Raw genomic sequence first — 18,958 nt, 5'->3', positions numbered from 1 at the left:
GAGTACAGTTTTTTTACTCAATAAAATAAACACTTATATTAACGTTGTGATTCATCCACTCTGCGATTTACTGGATAACGTTCAAAATCCTCCCAATAATGAATCCCGCCAATCATTTCTTTTACTGCGTATCCTAATGCAGATATTTTCATCGCGGCTTTCGTTGCGCCATTACATCCTGGCCCCCAACAATAAACAACAAAAACAGTTTTTTTTGAAAATACAGATAATGCCATTTCATTTATTTCATTGTTTGGCATACTTAACGCAGTCACCGCGTGGCTTTTATTGAAAGCTTCGGTACTGCGTACATCTAAAAGCACAAAATCATCATGGCCATTTTTAATATCGGCATAAACATCAGAACAATCTGTTTCATAACCTAGCTTATTATTAAAAAATTGATTTGCTTGATCACTTTTTGCAGCTGGATAAGCCAACACATTTGATTGGATTGTCATATTATTTCCTATTATTTTTAATAATTAAAGTGTTCCATTTAAGGCGAGAACACTATAACTAGACAAACTGAAAAACTGAATTCATCAATACTGAACAAACTATTAAGATAATATGAATACACTTAATTTTCGTTAAATACATAATAGATGAGCTAACTAAATCTATTAAATAAAGAGAAACACATTATGGAGTTTTATCATTTACGGTCTTTTGTTGTGGTTGCTAAAACAGGTAATTTAACACTTGCAGCAAAACAACTATTTACAACACCTCCTGCAATCAGCGCACATATAAAAGCCTTAGAAGAAGAACTTCAAACTTCCCTTTTTGTTCGCTCTAGTAAAGGAATGCAGCTAACCGAGAAAGGAAGACTGCTTTTACCTAAAGCACAAAATACACTTGATTCAGCGTTATCTTTAGTCAATGAAGCGGCTGATAATCAGCATGAAATTATAGGAACATTTAAATTAGCCATTAATCAGAGCGCAGCACAATTAAAAATACCAACCTTAGTGGCGAATATTCAAGAGAATATTCCGGGTGTTTCTATAGACATAACGTCAATGGCAACGGGTAAAACACTTGAAGCAATACGAGGCAATCAAATAGATGGTGGATATATTTACGGTGACATTCCAGAAGACTGTTTTGCAATTAAAGTTAAAATGCAAAAAATCACCACCATTACCAATAAGGAATTTCAATTAACAGATAAAACCATCAAGCAAGAAGATTGGATCACAATGGGCTTCTATTGTCCTTTTGATCAGTTTTTAAAGTCAAAAATTGGTAATAATATTAAATCAGTTGCAAGCAGTGATGATGAAATCTCGCGTCTTGAGCTAGTAAAAAGTGGATTAGGGTTAAGTTTTTACGAGCGAGAAGAAGCAGAATTTTATGAGGATAAAGGACAGATTAAATTACTTTCTAATTTAGATTTTGAAACGCCTTTGTATTTTGTGGTCGCTAACAATAAAGTTAACGACCCTGTTATTAAAGCCCTACTGCAAGAAATTAAAATATTATGGGAAATTAAGCCTTAAGCATACAAGCGTTTAGCTTTTAATAATGCACCAAACACCACTGAACTAAAGGCATCAGCGACTGTAATTGCAATATTAGGGTAACGTATAGCAATGGCTTCCTGTACTAATGGTGATAACCCCATACCACCCGTTAAATAGATAATTTGAGGTTGTCGATTTGCTTGCTCTATGGCGGTATCTATCATAACAAACATCTTATCAAACCACTTTTCCATGGTATCAGCGACTTCATTACGTTGAATATCAACCTTTAAAGTGCTTTCAATAAAAGGCATATTAAGCACTGTTTCAGGTTGATCACTTAGTTGTATTTTTGCAAATTCAATGGCATGCATCAGCTCATGCGTTAACCTTTGTTTTTGTACTCGCTGTAAACGCATTAAAGGCAATGGATCTTCACTTTGAAATATATATTCACCAATGGCTTTATTACGAGCAGGTGAATAAAATTCACTCATCAGTGGGATATTATCAATATCGTATACACCAGAAAAAAGCATATTAGGAATGGCTTTGCCAGAATCTGTTCGCCCACCTCGCCCAAACAGAGGAGACACAATACCGCTGGCTAATAACTTGTCACAAACAATCCCTCCTTGCCGAATCCCTTTCGTTGAATAAATATCGGCTTCACGATCTAACTGCTTTGCTTTATCTTGGCTTAAAGAACAAAATGTCACATCTGAAGTACCACCACCTAGATCGACAATCATTGCATCTGTCGCTTGTTTAATATTTTGCTCAAAATGATAGGCAGCGGCCAACGGTTCATGGATAAAATCAACTTGATCAAAACCAACTTTATGAGCGGCACGTAACATTAAAGCTTCTGCTTGTTTATTTCCTAATTCCCCCATAGTTGAATGGTAATTAACAGGTCGCGCAATCACTACTTTGGTAATGTTCGTTGTTAACTGTTTTTCAGCACATTGTTTTAAATAAGAAAGAAATCTAACCACTAATGTTTCAAAGTTATCTAATAGTCGTTTTGGAATCTTAGCGCCGAGGAAGTTTTTAGGACTATTTACATAACGCCCCTCGTGTGGTGTTAGTAGGAATGCATTAAAGCCTTGTTCACCAAATAAAATCTCGCCCGCTGTAAGCATATCATTCAGTGTTTGTTCATTTGCCAGTGCATCTTGGCTATCAACACCTGAATCATCGTGAGCTAAATAAATTGCTGAGCGGATCTTATATGGATTTTCACTATTTTCATCAACAACAATTAACGTCGGCTTATCATTAACTAACGCAGCAACCGCACAATTACTTGTTCCAAAATCAATTCCAATAAAATCAGCGGCCATTATATTTCCAAAGTCATAAAAAAGTGGCGATTCTACATTATGAAAAACGAAATACAACTATCAAAACAAACCGTTAAGCCCAATTTAATTATTTAGTTAAAAGATAATTAATCATGATCTGGAATAGCCTATGAACAAAGGGTTTAAAGTATATTTTTAATTATTCATTTACAGACAACCTTAAAGATGTAAAATAAATACATCTTATTAATTTAAGGCATAAACATGCAAATTACACGATATACAGATTATTCATTACGGGTTTTAATTTACTTGGCAATAAATAAACAGCAACTAACAACAATCAGCGATATAGCGACGAGTTATCAGATTTCTAAGAATCATTTGATGAAAATCGTACAGCAGCTTAATCAGCAAAGTTATGTATTGGCAACGCGTGGTAAAAATGGCGGCATTAAGCTTAACCGAGATGCCAAAGAGATTAATGTTGGTGCACTAGTCAGAGAAATAGAAGATAAAAGCAAATTGATTGAATGCTTTGGAGCTGAGAACAAATGCGTGATCACCCCTAGCTGCCAATTAAAGAATATCTTCGCCGAAGCACAAGAGAATTTTTTTAAAACATTAGACGCTTACACATTACAAGACCTTATTGGTGAACAAGAAGAAGCGGCTTTAACCAATCTATTGGCGATAAACTTACTCTAAGTTATAGGCTTAACACAATGGTGAAACCATGATTAAAATTTCAGAACCAAACAATAAAGAAAAACAACCAATGGCTTTTTTAGAGTTTGCATTCCGTCCCTTCTTTTTATTTGCTTCGGTATTTAGTACTTTCAGCTTAATTATTTGGGCAGGAATTTTATCTGGAAAAATGCAGGTCAATTTATATGGTGGCGGTCTTTGGTGGCATATCCATGAAATGTTATTTGCCTTTGCTGCAACAGTGATTGTTGGTTTTTTATTAACGGCAGTACAAAATTGGAGTGGGGTTAGAAGCCTACATGGTAAAGGTTTAGGTGCTTTAGTTATTATATGGTTATTAGCTAGAATCGCCTTGTTTATGCCGGAACAACTACCAATCTATCTACCAATGATTTTAGATATAGCTTTTTTACCTTTGGCGGCTCTAGCGTTAGCTGTACCGATTATCAAAACAAAGTTATGGCGGAATCTCATGTTTGTGCCAATTTTATTAATCATGGCAGCGACCAACAGTGTTTTTCATTATAGTGTCATGACTTTTAACCCAATATTAACAAACCAAGCTGCGACATTTATGGTGTTATTAATTACCCTTGTGATGTGTATTATGGGCGGACGTGTATTTCCTATGTTCACTGCAAATGGTACTCAAACACCCAGAGTAAATGCCAATCCATTATTAGAAAAGTTATCCATTATCAGCATTGTATTATCAGTCATCTCAGTGTCAGCGATTGTTGAACTACCGACAGGATTAATTGCAACTTTATTCATAATTACTGCGGTGATTCATGCCATTAGAGTATTCCGTTGGAAATTTTCTGTAACATTAACAACCCCATTAGTTTGGTCTCTTCATCTTAGCTATTGGTGTATTGCTATTGGTTTATTAATGTTTGGCCTGGCAGAAGTCGGGGTTGTTAGTCATTCACAAGCTATACATACCTTAACACTTGGTGCGATGGCGACAATGATACTAAGTATGATTTCACGAGTTTCATTGGGCCATACAGGTCGTATGATTGTAGTTGGAAAAACCATGAGCTTTGCTTTTGTCAGCATCATTTTAGCTTTTGTCGTACGAGTATTTGGCACTTATTTTATTGATAATTACATTCATGTGATCTCATTAACTGTTCTTCTATGGACGGTCGCATTTGGATGTTTCATTGTCGTTTATTTGCCTATTTTGGTTAAGCCAAGAGTGTCTTAGAACTCGATTTAAAAGATATCTAAGACATTACATTTTTTATTTATTCTTATTAGGAGGAAACAATGAGTTGTTGTGGTGGATGTGGTGGATCAAGTCACGAAGATCAAAAGAAGCAAGAAGCGCAGGAAAAACAAGAAAAAGAGTAGCGATAAAACTCACTCTCTTTTATTAAAAGCAGTCTTTGAAGGCTGCTTTTTCGTACCTACAAAGTAATAAGATTACCCCGCCTTTTTCAGAACCTATGATCACAGAAAATAAGCTCTTCATTTTAACGCGTTAGAACTGCACTACTTTTGTGCACCTCTGCAGTGCGTGATTACATTTATTTTACTTTTATTGTGCACTTAGATTGCGCGTTCAAAACACACAGAAACACTAAAAAAACATCTAAGCAACTGATTCAAAACAACTACTAATAAGTGGCACACATTGTGCCTTATTAAGAATGTTAAACACATGTTAACTTTTGAATCGATTTAGAATTTAACTAAAAATGACTATGACACGAATAAAACAAAATCAGGTCATTCTGTTTTTCATTTAGTAAAGCAACAATGCTTCTTAATCCCCTTCTCAGAAAGGTATTAAGAAACATTATTTGAAATGTTATTAAACACTTTATTACATTAAAAGGATCTTACCCATGAGTTGGATTAAACCAGTCAAGTTCGCCGCTAAAAAACTAGCATTAGGTCTCGCAATCTCTGCGACACTAGTATCATTTTCACAAGCTGAAAAATTAGGGTACCCAGAAAAGGAAGAGCTAAAATTCGGTTTCATCAAACTAACTGATATGGCACCAATTGCCATTGCTTATGAAAATGGTTATTTCGAAGATGAAGGTCTTTATGTAACTATCGAAGCACAAGCAAACTGGAAAGTATTATTAAACGGATTAATTGATGGCAGCCTAGACGGTGCACATATGTTAGCTGGCCAACCAATTGCTGCAACAATGGGTTTTGGTACCAAGGCACATATCATTACTCCTTTCTCTATGGATTTAAACGGTAATGCCATTACTGTTTCAAATGACATTTGGGCTCAAATGAAGCCAAATATTCCTAAAATGGCAGATGGCCGACCAGTACATCCAATTAAAGCAGATGCGTTAAAACCAGTTGTTGAATCTTACAAGAACCAAGGTAAACCATTCAATATGGGTATGGTATTCCCAGTATCAACGCATAACTATGAATTGCGTTACTGGTTAGCCGCTGGCGGTATCCACCCAGGTTTCTATGCACCTCATAAAGGTGATACGAGCGGACATATTGATGCAGATGCAATCTTATCTGTAACACCACCACCGCAAATGCCTTCTACTTTAGAAGCAGGCACAATCTACGGTTACAGCGTAGGAGAACCATGGAACCAACAAGCTGTATTTAAAGGTATCGGTGTGCCAGTAGTAACAGATTACGAAATCTGGAAAAACAATCCAGAAAAAGTATTTGGTTTAACTGCTGAGTTTGCTGAAAAATACCCTAATACGACTATCCGTTTAACACGAGCATTAATTCGTGCAGCAATGTGGTTAGATGAAAAAGATAATGCAAACCGCCCTGCGGCAGTAAAAATCTTATCTCAGTCTAACTATGTAGGCGCAGATTATGAAGTTATTGCAAATAGTATGACGGGAACGTTTGAATACGAAAAAGGCGACAAACGTGCAGTGCCTGATTTCAACGTATTCTTTAGACATAATGCAACTTACCCTTACTACTCAGATGCTATTTGGTACTTAACGCAAATGCGTCGCTGGGGTCAAATTTCAGAAGCTAAATCAGATGAATGGTACAAAGACTTAGCGAAAAAAGTTTACCGCCCAGATATTTACCAACAAGCAGCACAGTCATTAATTGATGAAAAACTAGCAGATGCAAAAGACTTTCCTGATTTTGCAACAGAAAAAGGTTTCCGCGCACCACAGAAACATTTCATCGATAATCTAACTTACGATGGTAATACACCAAACGCATATATAGATTCATTTAAAATTGGTCTAACTAAAGATACAAAATTATAAAATCTAACAGAAGGCTTATTGTTAACACTTCGTTTTCATTAAGCCTTCATTTAACTAATAAATAAGTTGTAGTAAATAAAAATATCGTTTTAGGCGAGTTAAATTAACTCGTAACTAAACTAAGTAAACAGTTCAAACAGCGTTTAAAAAGGATGAGTCATAATGACAAGTACCTCTCTATCGAGTAAGTTTTCAATAGCAAATTTATCGTCGATCAATATTCTAGGATTAATCAAGTCTGTCGGTAAAGCATCAATTCTACCGCTTGTAGGCATCATGATTTTTCTTATGCTTTGGAGTATTGCAGCCAAAAACATTAATACATCACTCGGTCAATTCCCTGGTCCAACCGCTGTTTATGAGCAATTTGGTACATTATATGATGAACATGTCGCAGAGCGTGTTAAAGCAGAAAAATTCTATGAACGTCAAACAATCAGAAATGAAAAGCGCGTAGCAGCAGATCCTAGTTATCAACCAAAAGTAAGAGATTACACAGGTAAAGAAACATTTTTAGATCAAATCATCACTAGTTTAATTACAGTGACAAGCGGATTTTTATTAGCAGCGATTATTGCTATTCCACTAGGTATCGCCATGGGGTTAAGTAAAAACTTAAACTCTGCCATCAACCCAATTATTCAAATATTCAAACCTGTTTCTCCATTAGCATGGTTACCCCTCGTAACTATCGTTGTAAGTGCATTGTATGTAACGGATGACCCTGTGGTAGCGAAGTCATTCATCAATTCATTATTAACAGTAACCTTATGTAGCTTATGGCCTATGGTCATTAATACTTCGATTGGTGTTTCATCGTTAGATCAAGACTTGAAAAATGTAAGCCGAGTTCTACGTTTACCAATATTAAAACATGTTCAAAAAATTGTATTACCCGCTTCTGTACCAATGATCTTTACAGGTATGCGCTTATCATTTGGTGTCGCTTGGATGGTATTAATTGCTGCAGAAATGTTGGCACAAAACCCAGGTCTAGGTAAGTTTGTTTGGGATGAATTCCAAAATGGTAGTTCAGATTCATTAGCGCGCATCATGGCCGCGGTTATTGTTATTGGTTTTATAGGTTTTGTTCTTGATAGAGGCATGTTGCAGCTACAACGCATGGCATCTTGGGATAAATCAGCAACGACTGTTTAACACACTGATTCATAAGAGATTGAGGAAATTACAATGAGTGCATTACTTGATATAAGCCATATTGATATGGTATTCCCGACTCCATCGGGTGATTTTACAGCGCTGAAAGGTGTTGATTTACAAATTAAAAAAGGTGAATTTGTTTCACTAATTGGGCATTCAGGCTGTGGTAAATCTACAGTATTGAATGTGGTGGCAGGTCTTTACCAAGCTTCAAAAGGCGGTGTTATATTAGCCGGTAAAGAAGTGACAGAACCCGGACCTGAACGTGCAGTGGTATTCCAAAACCATTCTTTACTGCCTTGGTTAACTGCTTATCAAAATGTTGAATTGGCTGTTGAACAAGTCTTCGGTAAAACCATGAGCAAACCAGAAAAGAAAGATTGGATTGAACATAACCTTAAATTAGTTCATATGGATCACGCAATGTACAAGCGCCCTAATGAAATATCTGGTGGTATGAAGCAACGTGTGGGAATTGCGCGTGCTTTAGCAATGCAGCCAGAAGTTTTGTTAATGGATGAACCTTTTGGTGCATTAGATGCGTTAACAAGAGCCCATATGCAAGATTCATTAATGGAAATTCAAAACGAATTAAACAACACGGTGATCATGATCACCCATGATGTTGATGAAGCCGTTTTACTTTCAGACCGCATTGTAATGATGACTAATGGTCCAAGTGCAACGATTGGTGAAATCTTAGATGTTAATTTAGAGCGTCCACGTGACCGTTTAAGCTTATCTAAAGATGCTAATTACAACCGTCTAAGATCGGAAGTATTAACTTTCTTATATGAAAAACAACGTAAAGTAGATACAAGCACTAAAACTGCTTAATTTGATACTTTAGATATAAAAATGGGGACTTAATTGTCCCCTTTTTATTGCTTTGAAATTAATAAACTATCTCACATAAAGCGCGATTGAAATAAAATGGCTTATCGATCCTACCAAAACAAATAGATGCCAAATACCATGTGCATGTTTAAGTTTCTTCATGCCATCTAAAACATAAAAAATCACACCAATGGTATAAGCTAAACCACCAATTGTTAACCACAATACTCCATCACCGGGAATTGCAGTTTGTAATGCTGAATATTTAAAAACACAGATCCATCCCATGGCCAAATAGATTAGGATTTGTAACCACTCGATGCGTTTTTCAACAAATAGGTCAATACATAATCCCACAACCGCTAATCCCCATACAATGGCAAGCATCAACAATCCGTCGCTATTCTCTAATGAAAGCAACATATAAGGTGTATAAGTACCTGCAATTAAGAGATAAATTGAAGCATGATCTAACTCTTGGAATATCTTTTTGAGCGCAGGAGCGCGAAAGCTATGATATAAAGTCGACATGCTATAAAGCATAATTAAGGTTAAACCGAATACAGTAAACCCAACAATAATACGCCAATGATACGCTTCGAGCGCAATAGTTAATAACACACCAAAACCAACTAATGCTAAAATAGCGCCAATAAGGTGTGTAATACTATTTAATTTTTCACCATAGTACATAAAACACTCCATTTTCTGTAAGCTGATGCATAACATCGCTAATAATAAAAGTAGATAGTAAAGCGATAGCAAGCCTACTACAACTCATTAAAAATAAAAGTGGGTCATAATTGACTAATAAAACAGCCACTTAAATACACTAAAGGAACAATAATGCCAAAGAATGCATTTTACCCTATAGGTTCAGCGGGTTTACCTTGGACCGATCAAGATAAAAAGACTTGGTTTGAATCCAACGTAAAAAAACGTTCATATCAAGATCAAGTGGTCGCTAAATTAAAAGCTTTAGCTGACGGCTTTGAACTCGTTCAATATGGCTCACTTTCTATTAATCCAGAAGCTTATCCATTATTTGCGCTTAAAACTAAAAATTGGCAACCTAACAAACCATCAATATTAATTACCGGTGGCGTGCATGGTTATGAAACCAGTGGCGTGCAAGGTGCAATACAGTTTTTAAAAGAGTTAGATAACACCTACCTCTCACATTTCAATATACTCACGTTACCTTGTGTTAGCCCTTGGGGTTACGAACATATTGTCCGTTGGAACCCTTATACTGTTGATCCAAATCGCTCATTCATCAAGCAAAGCCCAAGTGAAGAAGCAAATAGCGTGATGCAATTCATTGCTAAATTAGAGACTGAATTTGTAATGCATATTGATTTACACGAAACCACTGATTCAGATGAAACAGAGTTTCGCCCCGCTTTATGTGCGCGTGACGGTAAAGAATATAATCAAGAATCTATTCCAGATGGATTCTATTTAGTGGGTGATTCAGAAAATAAACAAACTGAATTTCAGGATGCAATCATCAATGCCGTTTCTAAGGTGACACATATTGCACCAGCAGATGAAAAAGGCGAAATCATTGGTTCTAAAGCCGAAAGTGAAGGAGTTATTTACTACCCTCTGACTGAGTTAGGATTATGTGCAAGCGTCACTAATGCCTCTTACACAACCACAACAGAAGTTTATCCTGACAGTGACAAAGTAACTGACGCTGATTGCAACAACGCACAGGTAGCAGCGATCAAAGCAGCCTTAGACTTCATCATCAACAAGAGCACTTAGTGGTGACACTTGTGATTTTAAGTTTTATTTAAATATCAGTTACTTTCATAATTAACTTCAAGTGGCGTTAAATAGCGCCATTTTCCTACTGCTACATCAAGCTTTATATTTCCAATTTGCTGTCTATGCAAAGAAACAACACGATTACCTATGGCAGCAAACATGCGCTTTACTTGATGGAATTTACCTTCAGTAATAGTTAACAATACTTCTTTTGAATTAATGATTTTTATTGAAGCTGGCAGAGTCAGTTGTGCTTCACCCTGTAATTGAATGCCCTGCTCAAACTGACTGATTAACTCAACTTTGAATGGTTTTGATAAACCGACACGATACACTTTCTTACAACCACTGTTAGGTAAAGTAATATTATAAGTCCAGCTCCCATCATCAGTTATCAGCACTAATCCCGTGGTATCTGCATCTAGGCGACCTGCTATATGAAACTCATCAGAGTTAAGTGCAATAGAGTCACTTCCTTTAAATTCAGTATTAACGATTTCATTCTCAAACGTTAATAAATTAAAGGCAGAAGGATAAACTTCATCAACATTGGAGCAAATCATTGCGGCAGGTTTATGCATTAGAATATAACGAAAAGGACGAGGAACTAATACTTGGTCGTTTAAAGTGACCTTATTATTATCATGCACTTGAAATGCAGGATCAATAATAAGGTCGCCATTCACTGAGACTTTTTTACCTTGAAGTACCAACAACGCTTGTTGTTTATCCAACTCCGTACTTTTACAAATAAACTTATCTAAGCGCATCTTTCTCTACTATTTTATTGCTAACAACCTACTATTTATTTCTATAAATCAGTCGCTTATTAACTGCCAAGTGTTAGCCGCGGAAATAACTTTGTGCAACAAAAGGCATTTTTTCAACAGTCATGGCTAGTTTTTTGCCGCGTACTTCAGCAAATACTTCAGTGCCAATAGTTGCAAAGGCAGTAGCAATATATCCCATCGCAACTGGAATCCCTTTAGATGGTCCAAAAGTACCGCTGGTCACAATGCCAATTTCATTATCGTCTGCATCAAATAACTTAGCCCCTTCACGCACAGGCGCTTTAGTTTGTCCAACTAACCCAATACGTTTGCGAGAAACATTTTTAGTCGCGATTTGATCTAGAATGATCTCACTACCAATAAAACCACCGGCGCGAAGTCCATCAGCTCGGCGAGCTTTACTAATTCCCCAAAGCAAACTTGCTTCAACAGGCGTTGTTGTTTCATCTAGATCGTGGCCGTATAAACACAATCCACATTCTAAACGTAATGAATCACGAGCACCAAGACCAATCCATTCCACTTCTTCATTGGCTAATAATTCACGTGCTAATTGTTCAGCTTGTGCTGCAGGAACTGAAATCTCAAAACCATCTTCACCCGTATAACCCGATCGGCTTACGTAACATTCAACACCAACTAATTCTACTTTCTCTGCATCCATAAACACCATGTTGTTCACGCTTGGGTTTAACTTAGCTAATACATCGACAGCTTTAGGACCTTGAATCGCTAATAAAGCACGATCTTCAATGATTTCTAATTCCACATCAGCAGATAGATTCGCTTTCAAATGGGCAATATCTTGTGTTTTACACGCAGCATTGACTACCACAAATAAATGGTCACCGAAGTTTGTCACCATCAAATCATCGCTAATACCACCTTGTTCATTAGTGAAGAAAGCATAACGCTGTTTACCATTAGGTAAATCAATAATATCAACTGGCACTAATTTTTCTAATTCAGCCGCTGCATTCACACCTTTTAAACGAAGCTGTCCCATATGCGATACGTCAAATAATCCCGCTTGTTGACGACAATGTAAGTGTTCTTTCTTTACACCTAAGGGATATTGCACGGGCATATCATAACCAGCAAAAGGCACCATTCTTGCGCCCATCTCAATATGTAAAGCATGTAATGGTGTAACCAGTAATTGTTCTGACATCTCAGTTTTACTCCAAAATAGATAAAATTAACGTTTTAAGATTTATTATAGTGTTAACAGTTTTAGATAAATGTTGTTTCAAAGTGCGTTATTAAGAGGCTGTTACCCACAAAATAGAAGCATCTTCTTCACTCACAGAAACCAGCATATGCCCCATATTCGCATCATAATAAACAGAATCACCTTCACTCAAATTAACGGGTTCGTAATATTCCGAATAAAAGGTAAGTTCACCGCTTAATACTAATAGAAATTCTTCGCCGTCATGGCGTATCCAATCGGCATAAGCATCAAAATCACGCGCACGTATTAAAGATTTAAAGGGCATCATCTTTTTATTAGTCAATTGTGTCGCTAATAACTCATGCTCATAAGTTGAAGTAGGATGTGGTTTACCTAAATCTTTACGGGTAATGTCACGGCGTCCTGTTGTATTCACCTTTTTAGGTGCTGCAAATAGTTGTGGGATATTAATTTGCAATCCACTGGTGAGTTTTTGCATCGCTTGGAAAGTCGGAGAAATTTGTTCATTTTCAATTTTAGATAAAGTCGAACGCGCCAAACCTGTTTTTTGGCTTGCTTCTTCTAGCGTTAATCCCAATGACGTACGTATTTCTTTTAAGCGCTCACCTAACTTGATAGGTGCAATTTTTTGCTCGCTTTGATCCGTTGAAATGGTCATTGATGGATAAATATCTTGTTGTTGCTGGTCACTCATTACTACTCTCCTGATTCGTATCCACTATATTAAACATCCAAAATAAAAGCGCACGACAAAATAACGATCTAGATCACATTCGAGAAATAATGTTTCCTTTTGGAAACTTTTGCTCAACATTGGATAAATAACCCCTTATAATACCTCGAAATTGTTAGCCACTTGTTAACTAATGCGACAATCAGTCGATAAATTAGACTGTTTAAGCAGGTTTTACACAGTTGATTAACAAAATTCCATTATTGGAAACATTTTGAAAAGCACGCTTTGGTTTCAACATTAAGTTAATTTAAACATCATTTACTAGCTAAGGATTATTATGGAAAGCACATTAAAGTTCACAGAAACGCACGAATGGGTATTAGATAACGGTGACGGTACTATCACTATGGGTATTTCAAACCAAGCTCAAAAATTATTGGGCGATGTTGTGTTTGTTGATTTACCAGAAGTAGATGATGAGACTGAAGCGGGCGAAGCTTTCTCATTAGTTGAATCAGTTAAAGCGGCTTCTGACTTATATGCTCCAGTAACTGGTCAAGTTGTTGAAATTAATGAAGACCTTGAAGGTAGCCCAGAATTAGTAAATGAATCACCTTACTCTGCAGGTTGGATTGTTAAAATCAAACTATCTGATGAAGCTGAACTAGAGAACTTACTATCAAGTGAAGATTACCACGCAGCAAATCCTGAAGAAGAAGATTAATTCTTCAAAATATTAAATTAAATAAGGTGTACGAATCACTAAACACCTTTATGTTTAAACGCGCTTAGCTAAGAGCAATAAGATTCTAAGCGCGTTATATCAAGAACATTAAGAATACAGCCACTTTTTCTGCCACTGTTTAGGATAATTATGACGACTCAAACATTACTCGACTTATTAAGTGATCAACAGGAATTCGCATCACGTCACAACGGACCTAATGCTGATCAACAACAAACTATGTTGGATACTATTGGCGTAGCCAGTTTAGAGCAATTGATTGACGAAACCGTCCCTGCTGCTATCCGTTTACCTGAAAAAATGACATTAGCGGAGCCACAAAGTGAAACTGAGATGCTAGCGTCATTAAAAAGCATTGCAGAAAAAAACATAGTTAACCGTAGTTTTATCGGTCAAGGTTATTACAACACATTCACACCTAATGTTATTTTACGTAATGTGTTAGAGAACCCAGGTTGGTACACGGCTTACACTCCTTACCAACCAGAAATTTCTCAAGGTCGTTTAGAATCACTTTTAAACTACCAACAAGCAGTGATGGATTTAACGGCAATGGATTTAGCGAATGCTTCTTTATTAGATGAAGCAACAGCTGCCGCTGAATCAATGACATTATGTAAACGTGCCACTAAAAATAAAAGTAACGCATTCTTTGTCAGCAACGATTTGCACCCACAAACCATTGACGTTATTCGTACTCGTGCAGAATACATTGGTTATGACATCATTACAGGCAGCGCAGAAGAGTTAGCGAACCACGATGCATTTGGTGCCATTTTACAATACCCAAGCACAACCGGTTCAGTACAAGATCTAACAGAGATCATTGAACAAGCACACGCTAAAAAGACATTAGTAACGGTTGCTTCAGACCTCTTAGCACTAACCGTATTAAAAGCGCCGGGTGAAATGGACGCTGATGTTGTGATTGGTAGTGCACAACGTTTTGGTGTACCAATGGGATTTGGTGGCCCACATGCAGGCTTCATGGCAACGCGTGATAAATTCAAACGTACTATGCCAGGCCGTGTTATCGGTGTTTCTAAAGACAGCAAAGGCAAACAAGCATTACGTATGGCAATGCAAACACGCGAACAACATATTCGCCGTGAAAAAGCCACTTCTAACATTTGTACTGCGCAAGCATTACTTGCAAACATGGCGGCATTTTATGCGTTATACCACGGGCCAAAAGGATTACTTAAAATTGGTCGTCGTATCCATCATTACACAGCAATCTTAGCGGCTGCATTACAAAGCCAAGGTGTTGAGTTAGTTAATAACACTTTCTTTGATACCTTAACGTTAAATACTAACGATCAAACTGCAACGATTTATCAGCGTGCATTAGCACAAGGTATGAACTTACGTCAGTTTGCTGCAGCAAATGGCAAAACCGTTCAACTAGGCATTAGTTTAGATGAAACAACAACAGCAAAAGATGTTGAAGATCTAGTACTTGCCATTACAGGTGAAACAATCTCAGTCGATAGCTTCAGTGAAACCATCGCAAAAGATGAGTTTGCAGCGATTCCAGCAAGTTGTCGCCGTACTTCAAGCTACTTAACGCACCCTATTTTCTCTGCACATCATAGTGAAACTAATATGATGCGTTACATGAAGAAACTAGAAAACAAAGACTATTCATTAACACACGGAATGATCCCACTAGGTAGCTGTACCATGAAGTTAAATGCTGCCGCTGAAATGTTACCTGTAACGTGGCCTGAATTTGGACAAATGCACCCTTTTGCACCAACCAATCAAAGTTTAGGTTACCAAGAATTAGCAGATAGATTAACGACGATGTTGTGTGAAATCACCGGTTACGATGGTTTCTCACTACAACCAAACTCAGGTGCACAAGGTGAATATGCAGGGTTAATCGCTATTCAGCGTTACCATGAGCATAATGGCGATGCACACCGTAATGTTTGTTTAATTCCAAGTTCAGCACACGGCACTAACCCTGCTTCTGCGGCAATGGTATCGATGAAAGTGGTTGTGGTTGCCTGTGATGAACTAGGTAATATCGACCATGCTGATTTAAAAGCAAAAATCGAACTACATCGCGAAAACTTATCGTGCATCATGATCACTTATCCTTCGACACACGGTGTTTACGAAGAGTCAATTCAAGAAGTGTGTGAATGGGTTCATGAAGCTGGCGGTCAAGTTTACTTAGATGGCGCAAACATGAATGCACAAGTTGGGTTAACCACTCCGGGCTTTATTGGCTCTGATGTATCACATCTTAACTTACATAAAACCTTCTGTATTCCGCATGGCGGCGGCGGCCCAGGTATGGGACCAATTGGTGTTAAATCGCATTTGATTCCTTTCCTACCGGGACACGTTGAATCTGATCCTTTAATGGGTAAAAAAGCGCAACGAAGCGAGCAAGCTCAATATGCGGTGTCAGCTGCCGAGTTAGGCTCAGCGTCAATTTTACCGATTTCCTATGCGTACATTGCAATGATGGGTGAACAAGGATTAACGGAAGCCACTAAGCTTGCAATTTTAAATGCAAACTACGTGATGGAACGTTTACGTCCACACTACCCTGTTTTATTCAGAGGGTCACAAGGTCGCGTAGCACATGAATGTATTATCGACATTCGCCCATTAGAAGCAACATCTGGCATTTCAGGTGAAGATATTGCGAAACGTTTAATGGACTTTGGTTTCCACGCACCAACGATGTCATTCCCAGTTGCCGGCACGCTAATGATTGAGCCGACGGAATCAGAAGACTTAGGCGAACTAGATAGATTCTGTGACGCCATGATTGCCATTCGCCATGAAGTTAGCCAAGTAGAATCAGGTGAATTCACGCTAGAAGATAATCCACTAGTAAATGCACCACATACACAGGTTGATTTAATGGAAACTGAATGGACACACGCTTATTCACGCGAGCAAGCTTGTTTCCCTTCCGCATTCAGCAAAGGCGCTAAATACTGGCCGACCGTAAACCGTGTTGATAACGTATTTGGAGACCGTAACTTAATTTGTTCATGTCCGAGCATAGAAAGTTATATGGAAGACTAGTTCTTCTCTTTATTACTAAGTTGATATGAAAAGCGAATCAGAGATGATTCGCTTTTTTGTTTTTGGGTGATGTAGATTCATCAGAACAACAAATGGAAACAAGAATTCCATTCTATAAATAACATTAAGTGTAAATTCCGTATTTCGGTTGTTAATACGGAAATTTTCCGCCTTTCCACATGATGATGATTTTACTTTTTCCTTTAATGTATTGATTTACAACTTGTGAAGCGTAATATTAATCAAATTTTAAACAATTAATGTATTCCGTATTTCCACCGTAAGTGCGGAATTGTTCCGTCTAATAAGATGTTAGGCGAAAACTGCTAACCCACAGGATCTAAATATGAATATCGCAATATTAACCTTCGAGGGCTTTAATGAACTAGATTCGTTTATCGCCGCTGGCGTACTGAATCGCATGAAAGGCTCTGGCTGGAATGTGCAGATTACATGCCCTTCTGAAAATGTAACCTCAATGAATGGCGTTCAAATTACTGCTCAACAGCCATTAGAATTTGCAGAAAACGCTGACGTTGTGCTCGTGGGCAGTGGAATCTACACACGAGACATTGCTAAAGATAGTGAAATTCTGGATAGGCTCAACTTAAACCCCGAAAAGCAACTAATTTGCGCACAGTGCTCGGGCACTTTGCTACTTTCTGTTTTAGGTATTTTGAACGGGTTACCTGCCTGTACTGATTTGACCACTAAACCTTGGGTTGTCGAATCAGGAGTAAAGGTACTAAACCAGCCTTTTTTTGCTGAGGGGAATATTGCAACCGCAGGTGGCTGTATGTCATCACAATACTTAGCAGCTTGGATAATTGCCAAGCTCGCAGGTATTGAGGCTGCCGAGTCCGCAATACATTATGTTGCTCCAGTCGGAGAAAAAGATTCAACGGTAGCGCATAGCATGTCAGTCGTTTCTCCATTTTTACAAACGACGAATGCCGCCTAACAAGTAGCTGCACAGGAAAAAACACTCGCTGCGCTCGCATTTTTCCTGTGAGCTAGGCGTTGAGGCTGTAGAATTTCTCCAAAAAACGTATTTTCATGCATTTTTCTAATTACATCTAATTGTATAAAAAACAACCTTGATTGAGCTGTTCGTCTGTGATCTAATAGTTATTATTCGCTCAGAGTTAAACGTGATGGCCAACTATAAACCTGACCTATCTTGCCAAAGTAAATTCATTCCAATTGATTTCGCACAGCAAATTATTCCCGGTACCTTTGAATACGCTCTTTCCCATATCGTCGATAAACATCTTGATTTAAGCTCTTTTGATAAATGGTATGACAATGATAAAGGCGGAGCAGCAGCTTACTCTCCATCGGTGATGTTAAAGATAATTCTGTTTGGTTATTCTCGTGGGTTAATTAGTAGCCGACGCATTGCGAATGCCTGTGAAAGCAATATTACCTTCATGAGTTTGTCGGGAGATGAACAACCACATTACACTTCTATCGCTAACTTTGTTACCAAAATGAAAGACCAAATAGAGCCGTTGTTCACACAAGTCTTGATGATATGCGACAAAGAAGGATTGATAGGACGAAACATGTTCGCTATCGATGGATGTAAAATTCGTTCGAATGCTAGCAAAGAATGGAGTGGAACATTTGATGAGCTTGAGCGTAAGCAAATGAAGTTACGCCGAGCAAGTCAACGTATTCTTGCACGTCATCAAGCACAAGATGGGTTGAGTGAAGATGAAGTGGCGCATGATTTAAAGCAGCAGTCCAAGCTTGATAAAAGTGCTAATAAAATTAAAGCATTTTTAGCAATGAATGAAGAAAAGTTAGGCAGTCGTAAGACGCCTGTGAAAAGTAATATCACAGACCCAGACAGTGCGAAAATGACCACCAGTAAAGGAACGATTCAAGGTTATAACGGTATTGCGATTAATGATGATAAACACCAGATTATTTTACAAGCGCAAACATGGGGCTCAGTTGGTGAACAACAAACCTTAAAACCTGCCATCGAACAGCTACAA

The 18,958-nt window shown here is 37.7% G+C and carries 17 protein-coding genes; 11 read left to right on the top strand and 6 right to left on the bottom strand.

Annotated features, from left to right (window positions below; genetic code table 11):
• Positions 1–38: 38 nt before the first annotated feature.
• Positions 39–461 (bottom strand): rhodanese-like domain-containing protein, encoded by a 423-nt coding sequence (locus E2R67_RS00085; RefSeq protein ID WP_134288866.1) that lies wholly within the window; start codon positions 459–461, stop codon positions 39–41.
• A 186-nt stretch (positions 462–647) separates the two neighbouring features.
• On the opposite strand from E2R67_RS00085, the gene E2R67_RS00080 reads away from it, so the two are divergent.
• A complete protein-coding gene (locus tag E2R67_RS00080; protein WP_134288865.1) occupies positions 648–1,505 on the top strand; it encodes a LysR family transcriptional regulator in 858 nt (285 codons plus the stop codon).
• On the opposite strand, the gene E2R67_RS00075 is transcribed toward E2R67_RS00080, so the two are convergent.
• Positions 1,502–2,815 carry an Hsp70 family protein gene (locus E2R67_RS00075; protein ID WP_134288864.1) on the bottom strand — a complete coding sequence of 438 codons (1,314 nt, stop codon included), beginning with the start codon at positions 2,813–2,815 and terminating at the stop codon, positions 1,502–1,504. The two genes, E2R67_RS00080 and E2R67_RS00075, sit on opposite strands and share 4 nt — an antisense overlap.
• A gap of 225 nt (positions 2,816–3,040) precedes the next feature.
• On the opposite strand from E2R67_RS00075, the gene E2R67_RS00070 reads away from it, so the two are divergent.
• From E2R67_RS00070 to E2R67_RS00050, 5 genes are all read left to right on the top strand, one after another.
• Positions 3,041–3,484, top strand: a complete 444-nt coding sequence (locus tag E2R67_RS00070; RefSeq protein ID WP_134288863.1) for an RrF2 family transcriptional regulator — start codon at positions 3,041–3,043, stop codon at positions 3,482–3,484.
• Between the two features lie 28 nt (positions 3,485–3,512).
• Positions 3,513–4,697: an NnrS family protein gene (locus tag E2R67_RS00065; RefSeq protein WP_134288862.1), complete on the top strand. Its 1,185-nt coding sequence runs from the start codon at positions 3,513–3,515 to the stop codon at positions 4,695–4,697.
• 643 nt (positions 4,698–5,340) lie between these two features.
• The gene (locus E2R67_RS00060) at positions 5,341–6,726 is read left to right on the top strand and encodes a CmpA/NrtA family ABC transporter substrate-binding protein (RefSeq protein WP_134288861.1); all 1,386 of its coding nucleotides are present in this window, start codon (positions 5,341–5,343) and stop codon (positions 6,724–6,726) included.
• A 162-nt stretch (positions 6,727–6,888) separates the two neighbouring features.
• Entirely contained in the window at positions 6,889–7,884 is a 996-nt protein-coding gene (locus E2R67_RS00055; RefSeq protein WP_134288860.1) for an ABC transporter permease, read from the top strand.
• 33 nt (positions 7,885–7,917) lie between these two features.
• A complete protein-coding gene (locus E2R67_RS00050; RefSeq protein WP_134288859.1) occupies positions 7,918–8,724 on the top strand; it encodes an ABC transporter ATP-binding protein in 807 nt (268 codons plus the stop codon).
• 66 nt (positions 8,725–8,790) lie between these two features.
• On the opposite strand, the gene trhA is transcribed toward E2R67_RS00050, so the two are convergent.
• Complete coding sequence (trhA, locus tag E2R67_RS00045) at positions 8,791–9,417, bottom strand: PAQR family membrane homeostasis protein TrhA (protein WP_134288858.1); 627 nt, start codon at positions 9,415–9,417, stop codon at positions 8,791–8,793.
• A 153-nt stretch (positions 9,418–9,570) separates the two neighbouring features.
• Here trhA and E2R67_RS00040 point away from each other — a divergent pair, with 153 nt between their 5' ends.
• Positions 9,571–10,494, top strand: a complete 924-nt coding sequence (locus tag E2R67_RS00040) for a M14 family metallopeptidase (protein ID WP_134288857.1) — start codon at positions 9,571–9,573, stop codon at positions 10,492–10,494.
• Between the two features lie 35 nt (positions 10,495–10,529).
• Here E2R67_RS00040 and E2R67_RS00035 read toward each other — a convergent pair whose 3' ends face one another.
• From E2R67_RS00035 to E2R67_RS00025, 3 genes are all read right to left on the bottom strand, one after another.
• Positions 10,530–11,267, bottom strand: a complete 738-nt coding sequence (locus tag E2R67_RS00035) for a pseudouridine synthase (RefSeq protein WP_134288856.1) — start codon at positions 11,265–11,267, stop codon at positions 10,530–10,532.
• Positions 11,268–11,340: 73 nt separating this feature from the next.
• Positions 11,341–12,459 (bottom strand): glycine cleavage system aminomethyltransferase GcvT, encoded by a 1,119-nt coding sequence (gene gcvT / locus E2R67_RS00030; protein ID WP_134288855.1) that lies wholly within the window; start codon positions 12,457–12,459, stop codon positions 11,341–11,343.
• A gap of 91 nt (positions 12,460–12,550) precedes the next feature.
• Complete coding sequence (locus E2R67_RS00025; protein WP_134288854.1) at positions 12,551–13,177, bottom strand: helix-turn-helix domain-containing protein; 627 nt, start codon at positions 13,175–13,177, stop codon at positions 12,551–12,553.
• A 319-nt stretch (positions 13,178–13,496) separates the two neighbouring features.
• On the opposite strand from E2R67_RS00025, the gene gcvH reads away from it, so the two are divergent.
• The 4 genes from gcvH to E2R67_RS00005 all read left to right on the top strand — a co-directional run.
• Positions 13,497–13,883, top strand: a complete 387-nt coding sequence (gene gcvH, locus E2R67_RS00020) for a glycine cleavage system protein GcvH (protein ID WP_134288853.1) — start codon at positions 13,497–13,499, stop codon at positions 13,881–13,883.
• 150 nt (positions 13,884–14,033) lie between these two features.
• Positions 14,034–16,955, top strand: coding sequence for an aminomethyl-transferring glycine dehydrogenase (gene gcvP / locus E2R67_RS00015; RefSeq protein WP_134288852.1), 2,922 nt, complete (start codon positions 14,034–14,036; stop codon positions 16,953–16,955).
• 346 nt (positions 16,956–17,301) lie between these two features.
• Complete coding sequence (locus E2R67_RS00010; protein ID WP_134288851.1) at positions 17,302–17,916, top strand: DJ-1/PfpI family protein; 615 nt, start codon at positions 17,302–17,304, stop codon at positions 17,914–17,916.
• 193 nt (positions 17,917–18,109) lie between these two features.
• Positions 18,110–18,958 (top strand): transposase (locus tag E2R67_RS00005; protein ID WP_134288850.1); only part of this gene is annotated, 849 nt, incomplete at its 3' end.

The sequence above is a fragment of the Psychromonas algicola genome (genome assembly GCF_004378355.1).
Classification (GTDB): Bacteria; Pseudomonadota; Gammaproteobacteria; order Enterobacterales; family Psychromonadaceae; genus Psychromonas.
The sequence above is the reverse complement of the archived record's forward strand: the minus strand, read 5'-3'. Positions and strand labels throughout refer to the sequence as shown.